This is a genomic window from Micromonospora sp. S4605, from assembly GCF_003176715.1.
In the GTDB taxonomy this organism is placed as follows: domain Bacteria; phylum Actinomycetota; class Actinomycetes; order Mycobacteriales; family Micromonosporaceae; genus Micromonospora; species Micromonospora echinaurantiaca.
Window position 1 is genome coordinate 1 of sequence record NZ_QGSW01000372.1, and the last position, 8,490, is coordinate 8,490.

Sequence of the window (8,490 nt, forward strand, 5' to 3'; positions counted from 1 at the left end):
CCCGGCGCGCAGGCCCGCCCCGACAGGCTGCCCGCCGCCGCGTTCACCCGCTGGCTCGGCGCGCCGGTGGACCTGGCCGGCGTGCCGGCGCTCGCGCTGCACGGCAGCCTCGGCACCGCCGACGGCAACCCCGACCTGCGGGCGGCCCTGCTCGCCGCGCTGACCACGCACACCGTCGAGGAAGCCGGGCCGGTCGCACCGCCCAGCCACGCGGTCGCCGCGGTGCGGCTCGCGCTTGACCTGGGCCGCCCGGCGGCCGGGGACCCCGAGGTCGACGTCGACGTACGCCTCGGCCTCGGCGCGGTGGCGCTGGACCCGGCGGCGCCCGACGAACTCCCGTCCGCGCAGATCCGCATCCGGGTCGCCCGCCCCGAGGGGTGGCTGCTCGGCGGACCCGGCACCGGCAGTCCGCTGCCCGCCCGGGTACGCGCCCTCACCGTCCGAGCGACGGTGCGGGCCGGGGTCGCCGCCCCGGTCACCGACGTCGACGTGGTGCTGCACGACGCCGCGCTGCGCGGCGAGGCGGCCGCCGCGGTCGACCTGACCGACCCGCGGGCACCGGAACTGCTCGACGCCCTGGTGCGGGAACTCGACCGGATCGCCGCCGCCGACGGCCGGCTGGCCCGGCTGCTGAACGAACTCGCCGCCCTCGGCGTCCTGCACCGCGCCGCCCCGGGGCGGCCGGCCGCGCTGCTCGCCGACGCGGTCGGCGCGCTGCGTACCGACGCCACCGGATGGCTGGCACCGCGACTGCCGGCGCTGGTCGACCGAACCGCCGGGCTGCTCGGCCTGGCCCGCGACCCCGGCGCCCCGGACGGCGGCGGCCCCTGGCGCCGCCCGCTCGCCGGCCTGCCGGTGGAGCTGGTGCTGGAGGCCCAGCCGTGGCGCCTCACCGCCCGCACCACCGGCACCGGCCTGCGGCTCGGCCACGGGGTGACACTGACCGGCGCCACCACCGTCTCGCTGGCCGACCCCGCGCCGCAGGTGCGGGCCGCGCTCGCGGTCGGCGGGGTCACCCTCGCCCGGACCACGGACGGGGTGTCGCTGGGCGCGTCCTGGCTGCCCGAGCCGGTCGCGCTCTGGCCGGCCGCCCCGGACCTGCCCGCCCGGCTCGCCCCACTGCTGCCCCGACTGCTCGTCGGCGGCGCGCTCGGCGTCCTGCTGGAACAACTCACCGGCGAGGACGTCCGGGTGGCCTCCCTGGACGGGCTGCTCACCGACCCGGCCGACTGGCTGCGACGCACCTTCGCCGGCACGCCCGGCGCGCCGCCGCAGGCAGCACCGCTGGCCGACCTGCTCCGGCTCGCCGCGGCCCCGCTGGGCCTGACCGCCGATCCGGCGCACGCCCTCACCCTGCCCGGCGGCGTCACCGTCGACCTGCTGGACGTGGGCGCCGCCGACACCCGGGCACTGCGGCTGCTGGTCGGCACCGACGCCCCGATCGTGCTCTGGACCGACGACGCCGGCCCGGCCACCCTGGACCTCGCGTTGCGGCTGGACGTCGACGGCGACCGGCAGGTCCAGCCGGGCGGCGAACTGACCCTGCACCTGCCGCTGCCCGGCGACTGGGGAGCGCTCGACCTGCGGCTGGGCGCCGACGCCGACGGCCTGACGGTGGCCGTCACCCCGGCCGCGCTGGGCACCACGGTCACCCTGCTGCCCGCCGTCACCGGGCTGGACGCACTGGTCACCGCGGCCGGGCAACGGCTGCTGCCGGAGGTGCTCGACGGGCTCGTCGAGGGCCTCGGGGCCCGCCAACCCCGCCCGGCCGTCCTCGACGACGCGCTCGCCGTCGCCGCGGCGCTCGGCGTCTACGACCCGACGCAGGCCCCGCACGGCTTCGCCGCCCGCGGCGGCGCCCTCGCCGACCTGGCCCGCGACCTCGCCGACGGGTCGCTCGCCGGGGCCGGCGCCGCCGCCGCGTCCGCCGCCGCCGCGCTGCTCGGCCGGGTCCTGGGCACCGCGCACGTGCCGGCACCGACCACGCCGGGGGAGGTGAAGGTCGTCGCCCAGGTGCTCGGCGGCACCGTCGAGCTGCGGACCAACCTCGCCGCACCCCGGCCGGCGCTCGCGCTGTCCGTCCGGGACGTCAGCGCCGGGGCGATCACCGCCGGCATCGACGTCGGCTACGCCAACTCCACGGTCACCGCGTCGCTGACCGCCCGCGCGCACGTCGACACCGGCCTCGGGGTCGCCCTGCGCGCCGGCCTGGCGATCCAGGCCAGTGCCCAGGGGCTGGCCGTACGCCTCGGACTGCTCGGCACCGACGACGCCGGCACCGGCGAACTGACCGTGCAGCTCGCGCCGGTGCTGCGGCTGCCCGACCCGGCCGAGCTGGCCCAGCTCGCCGAGCGGCTGGTGGTGCCGATGGCCGGCACCCTGGCGCTGCGCGCGGCCGAGCCGTGGCTGCGCAAGCCGCTGTGGTCCGGCGGGCGTACCGCGGCGCAGATCCTCGTCGCCGCGGACGTCGCCGTCGACACCCTGGACGGGATGCGGATGGCGGCCGTCCTGCCCACCCCGATCGGGGTGCTGCGCGGGGCGCTCGACGCGGTCGCCGGGGTCGACGTGCCGGTGCCGGGCGGGCTGGCCCTCGCCGTGGCCGCCGACGGCGCCCGCTACGGCGTCGTGCTGAAGGGCGCGCTGACCCTGCCCGCCGGCAGCACCGCCGTGCAACTGCGCTTCGGCCTGCCCGACACGGTCGACCCCGGATGGGGCGCGGCCGGCCGGGGGGTCGGCCTGCTGCTGCTGGACCTCGCCGACGCTGCCGCGCCGCAGCTGCGGCCGGTGCTGCGGCTGGGCGGGCTGGGCATCCGGGTGGCCGCGGCCGCGTCCGGCAAGGCGCTGGTGGAGACCGGCGGGTTCCGTCTCGGCGCGGCCAGCGCCCACGTCCGCGCCGATCTGGCGCTGACCGGCTCGACGGCGCTGAAGCGGCCGACCGTGGTGGACGGCGCGGTCATGCTCGACGGGCTGGGCTTCCCGATGGCCCCCGGCGGGGGCGGCGGTAACCCGGTCGCGGCGTCGCTGATGCAGACCGGCGGGGGCGGCGACGCGGCCCCGGCCAACCCGCCGCTGGACGTGCTGGTGGCGCGGGGCGGCGGCAAGTGGCTGGTGCTCTTCGGCGGGAAGGCCGAGGCCCGGTTCGAGATCAACCGGAGCTTCGGTCCGCTGCACATCGCCGAGCTGGCGCTGCTCTACAAGGCGGCCACGTCCGGACCGGGCAAGGTCGGGGTGGCCGTCGACGGTGGCGTGGCGGTCGCCGGGCTCACCGTCGACGTCGACGACCTGTCGCTGCTGGTGCCGCTGCGCAACCCGGCCGACCTGAGCGCCTGGGAGGTGGACCTGGCCGGCTTGTCGGTGTCGTTCACCTCGCCCGGGGTGTCGGTCGCCGGCGGCCTGGTCAAGGTCACCGGCGCCAACGGCGTGCAGTACGACGGCATGCTCTCGGTCGACCTGGCCGGTCGCGGCCTGACCGCGGTCGGCTCGTACGCCCGGCCGCGGGACGACCTGGGCGAGTACACCTCGCTCTTCGTGTTCCTCTCGGTCGGCTTCCCGCTCGGCGGCCCACCGTACCTGTACGTCCTCGGCCTGGCCGGCGGCGCCGGGTACAACCGCCGGCTGATGGTGCCCCGCGACCCGCAGGGCGTGCCGGCGTTCCCGCTGGTGAAGGCGATCGACGACGGCGGGTTCGGCGGCTCCGGCGGCCCGATGGGGGCGCTGGCCCGGATGTCGAAGGACATCCCGCCGGCCCGGGGCGCGTTCTGGCTCGCCGCCGGGGTGAAGTTCTCCACCTTCCAGCTGCTGCACACCACGGCCCTGGCCTACGTCTCCGCCGACCGGGGACTCGAGGTCGGCCTGCTCGGCCTGATGCGGATGGCGCTGCCCGACTCGCAGTCGGCGGTGGTGAACCTCGAACTCGCGCTGGCCGCCCGGTACAGCACGGTGGACAAGGTGCTCTCCGTGCGGGCGGCGCTGACCCGCAACTCGTGGCTGCTCAGCCGCGACTGCCAGGTCACCGGCGGGTTCGCGTTCGTGGTCTGGTTCGACCGGCCGGAGGTGCTGCTCTCCATCGGCGGTTACCACCCCCGGTTCAACAAGCCCGCGCACTACCCGGACGTGCCCCGGGTGGGCTTCCACTGGTCGGTCGGCGGCGGCGTGGTGGTCAAGGGCCAGGCGTACTTCACCCTCACCCCGTCGACGGTGATGCTCGGCGGTCGCCTGGAGGCCTCCTACGACCGCTCACCGGTGCGGGTCTGGTTCACCGCCGCCCTCGACATGTACCTGCGGTGGGACCCGCTGACCTACGACATCACCGCCAGCGTCAGCGTCGGCGCCCGGTTCACCATCAAGGTGTGCTTCTTCGCCTGCGCCCGGATCAACGTCAGCGTCTCGCTCGGGGCCAAGGTCACCCTCCAGGGTCCGCCGCTGCGTGGCACGGTCACCGTCGACCTGGCCATCGCCTCGGTCACCGTCCGGTTCGGCAAGAAGCAGGAGCAGTCGTTCCTCACCTGGAACCAGGTCTGGGTCAAGTACCTCAGCGGCGGCGACGCGAGCCGGCCGGCGACCAGCGGCACGGTCACCGCCGGCACGCTGCCGCCGGTGGTGGGCAGCCGTCCGGACGGCACGGCGGAGCGCCCGTGGTCGGTGGCGCCGGAGTTCGCCGTCCGGGTCGAGTCGCTGATGCCGCTGTACGGCTGGCGGCTGACCGGCAGCGGCCGCCCCGACGACCTCACCGGCGGGCGGCAGGTCGACGTTGTCCCGGCCGGCTCGCACATGGGCAAGACCAAGGCGGTCATGGTCGTCACGGTCGAGCAGCGCAGCGGCAGCACCTGGATCGCGGTGCCCACCGCGCAGGTCCAGCAGCTGCGGCTGGGCACGGCCAGCACCGGTTTCCCGGCCGCGCTGTGGGACTCCGGCCTCGCCGGCGGGCAGAACGCGGCGTCGACAATGGTCCGCGCGCTGTCCTCGGTCAACCTCGCCGCCCCGATCACCGTCGCCGAGGCGACCGGCGTGCTGCCGGACGTGGCCCTGGCCATGATGATCGAGGAGGAGACGCAGCGGCACCTGCCGCTGTCGGTTCCCGGCGTAGTGGCGCCGGCGCCGTCAGTGCTGCGGCTGCGACGTACCGCCGACACCACCACCGAGCCCGCCCGGGCCGCGGCCCTGCCCACCCCGACCGCGCCGACCGGGCCGCGGCTGCGGGCGACCGTCTCGGCCGACCGGCGCCGGGGGGTGGCCCGGGCCACCCGCCCGGTCGCCGCCCGGGGCGGACGGGACGCCGGGACCGCGCTGCCGGTGGGCAACACCCAGGTCTGGGACACCACGCACACCGGCGGGCTGCGGCTGCGCCTCGACGAGGGCCCGGCGCCGCTGCGGCTGGTCACCTTCACCGGCACCGGCGCGCCGCTCAGTGACGGTCCGGCCCGGCCGGGCGCCCGGGTGCCCGCCGACGCCGCCCGCGTGGTGGTGACCCCGGCGGCCGGCGCCGCCGCCGGCTGGGCCGCCGACACGCCGCTGGTGCCGGTCACCGACGGCGTGCTGGTCGCGCCGGGCGCCACCGTGCTGCTGCCGCACCCGTGGTATCCGCCCGCCCGCTACCGGCAGGCCGGCGCACACGTTCCGGTGCCCGCCGCGCTGCTCGCCGCCGACGTCGACGGCCTGGTCACCAACCTGCCCGCCAGCACCCGTGCGGTGGTGGTGTCGCTGGAGCCGGTGTCCGCCGACGCCCGCCTCGACGACGTCCGCGTCGACCTGGACGGGGTGCGGGTGAGCAGCCGGGAGGACGCTCCGGACGACGACCAGCCGCACCGCATCCTGCTCACCGTCGACGCGGAACGGGACGCCGACACGATCTCGGTGGGGGTCGTCGCGGGGAAGGGCTGGCGGGTCTCCGGGGTGATCGGCACCCCGGACTACGCCGTCGACACCCGGCTGACCGCCGCCCGACGGGAACTGAAGCGGGTCTTCAGGCCGGCGACGGTGCCCGCGCGGCCGGGTGCCGCCGCCCGGTCGGCGGCGCGTACCGCGGTCGCCCCGGCGGCGGCGCTCACCGAGCCGGCGGCTCCGGCACCAGCGGCGGCGTTCGTCGCCTTCGACGACGAGGAAACGGAGGCGTGATGACGGAGACGCCAGTGGCGCCGGGTTCCATCCGGCTGCACGACAAGGTGACGCCGACGCTCACCGCCGGCATCTACCGGTTCCGCAGCAAGCTGGACGTGACCGGCACGGGTACGGCGGGCGGCTCGCCGCCCGAGCACCTCACCCACGTGCAGGTCAGCGCGCCGCGGCTCGCCCTCGACGCCAGCGAGGTCACCGGGCACCACCCGCCCCGGGACGCGGTGGGCGCGTTCGGCGACCGGCTGCCGCACGTCGTCCTGGGCCGGCGGACCCTGCCCTGGGAGCGGCGGTTCACCGACGGCACCCCCTGGCTGGCGCTGCTGGTCGTCCGGGCGGACGAGGCGAGCCTGGTCACCGGCCCGCTGCGGACGACCATCGGCGAGACGGCCTTCACCCGGCTCAACGGCATCGAACCGGTCGACGCCAACCGGGCCGTCGTCGGGCTGCGCGCCAAGGACCTGGCCACCTTCCGGGCGCTGCTGCCCAGCCGGGACGACGTCCGCCTGCTCACCCACGTGCGCCAGGTCAACGTCGCCGACACCGCGCTGGCCGGCAGCGACGACGACGGCTGGTTCGCCGTGGTCACCGCCAACCGGCTGCCGCTGGGCGGGACCACGCCCACGAAGTACACCGCCTGCCTGGTCTCGCTGGAGGGCCGGGAGGACGCCTGGGCGAGCAACCTGACCAGCCCGCCCACCTTGATCGTGCTGGCGTCCTGGCCGTTCGTGACCAGCTCCGCCGGCGGCACCTTCGAACACGTCGCCGCGCACCTCGACCTCGGCGCGTTCGGCGCCCCGCCGGCCGGGCAACCACCACTGGTGGACGCGGACGGGGCGCTCGCACTGGCCGGCACCCGCCGCGACGGCAGCCCGACCACCGTGGGCTACCGCTCGCCGCTGCTCGGCGCGGCCCCCGACCCGCTGCCGACCGGGCCGGACGACGTGACCGGCGACGCCGCGTTCGAGCTGGGCCGGCTGCTCGCCGCCGCCGACGGGCGGTTCATCCGCGAGGTGGTGGCCTGGCACCGCGCCGCCGACGACGCCGCCCGCACCGACAGCGCGGCGACCCTCCGGGCGGACAGCGCCCAGGCGTACGCCGCCGCCGGCCCCGCGCCGCTTCGCACCGCCGCCGCGGCATCCGCCGACGAGCCCGACCGCCGCGCCGTCGCCGAGGCGGACCTGCGCGCGGCCCCGGCCACCACCGACCCGCTCGCCGACCTCGGCGCGACGTTCGCGCAGCGACTGCTGTCCCGCACCACCCGCGCCGACCTGTGGCAGGCGCACCCGGGTGGCGACAGCGTCATCCCGCGCCAGCTGCGCCCGGAAGGAGAAGACTCGTGACCACCCACCTGTCCACCGGCGGCCGGCTGCTCGCCGAGCGGCTCGGCGCGCTGGTCGGCCCGCTGGCCGACCCGGCCGGGCAGCCCGCGCCGGCGATGCGTGCCCTGCTCGCCGCGCGGCCGGCGGCGCGGACGGCCACGGTCGCCGAGCCGACCGCGGCGGCGGCGACCGCCGGCACGCCGCCGCTGCCGCCGTACGTCGAGCACCTGCTGGCCCGCTGGAGCCTGCTGCACGACCTGCCGTTCCGCTACCTGGTGCCCGACGCCCGGCTGCTGCCCCCGGAGTCCATCCGGTTCTTCCGGCTGGACACCGGCTGGCTGGAGCGGCTGCGGGCGGGGGCGCTCGCCGTCGGCGGCGACGGCAGCCGGGAACGCGCCGGCACCCAAACCGTGCTGCCGCAGGTCACCGCCGCGGTCACCGAGCAGCTGCCGCTGGTCCGGGAGGTGCAGCGCACCCGCATGTCGATCCCGGTCGCCGCCGACCTGCTCGCCGAGGCCCGGGCCACCGGTGAGCTCACCGCGGCGACCGGGGACGTCCCGGTCACCGGGTTCCTGCTGCGCTCCTCGCTGGTCAGCGGCTGGCCCGGCATGGAGGTGCGGGCCTGGACCACCGACGACCAGGCCGTCGTACGACCGGGCGTGGACCCGGACGAGCTGGCCCGCAACCGACCCGACCTGGTGGTGGAGCTGCTGCGGCTGGAGCGGCTGTCGCCGTCGGTGCTGGTCGCGCTGTTCCGCGGCGCCCCCCGCCTGGTCTGGCTGGAGGAGCCGCCGCAGAGCGTGCAGTTCGGCCTGGAGGCCGACGGGACGGGCTGGCGGGCGCCGATCCGCACCGGCGCGGGACCCGACCTGGGCAGCGTCGCGGTGCCGATGCGCTCCGGCCCGGTGCCCGGCGTGGTGAACGTCAAGGGCCTGGCCGCCGCCCTCGACCAGGCCCACCGCCTGCCCCAGCCGCGCGGCGGCGCCGCCCTGGCGCTGTCCCTGCTGCAGGCGCCGTCCCGGCAGCGCTTCGGCTCCTCCACCCCACCGTCCTGACC

At 77.5% G+C, this 8,490-nt stretch carries 3 protein-coding genes; all 3 read left to right on the plus strand.

Translation table 11 applies throughout. The features are described from left to right. Nucleotides 1–6,114 (plus strand): DUF6603 domain-containing protein (locus tag DLJ47_RS36020; RefSeq protein ID WP_199236075.1); only part of this gene is annotated, 6,114 nt, incomplete at its 5' end. Further along, nucleotides 6,114–7,454, plus strand: coding sequence for a hypothetical protein (locus DLJ47_RS30815; RefSeq protein WP_146228236.1), 1,341 nt, complete (start codon nucleotides 6,114–6,116; stop codon nucleotides 7,452–7,454). The genes DLJ47_RS36020 and DLJ47_RS30815, both read left to right, overlap by 1 nt. Continuing rightward, nucleotides 7,451–8,488, plus strand: a complete 1,038-nt coding sequence (locus DLJ47_RS30820) for a hypothetical protein (RefSeq protein ID WP_109905289.1) — start codon at nucleotides 7,451–7,453, stop codon at nucleotides 8,486–8,488. Before DLJ47_RS30815 ends, DLJ47_RS30820 begins: the two co-directional genes overlap by 4 nt. Nucleotides 8,489–8,490 lie beyond the last annotated feature (2 nt).

What these genes read in the sequence shown, in the direction of transcription:
- DLJ47_RS30815 (WP_146228236.1), top strand. Translation starts at nt 6,114, where the DNA reads ATGACGGAGACGCCAGTGGCGCCGGGTTCCATCCGGCTGCACGACAAG.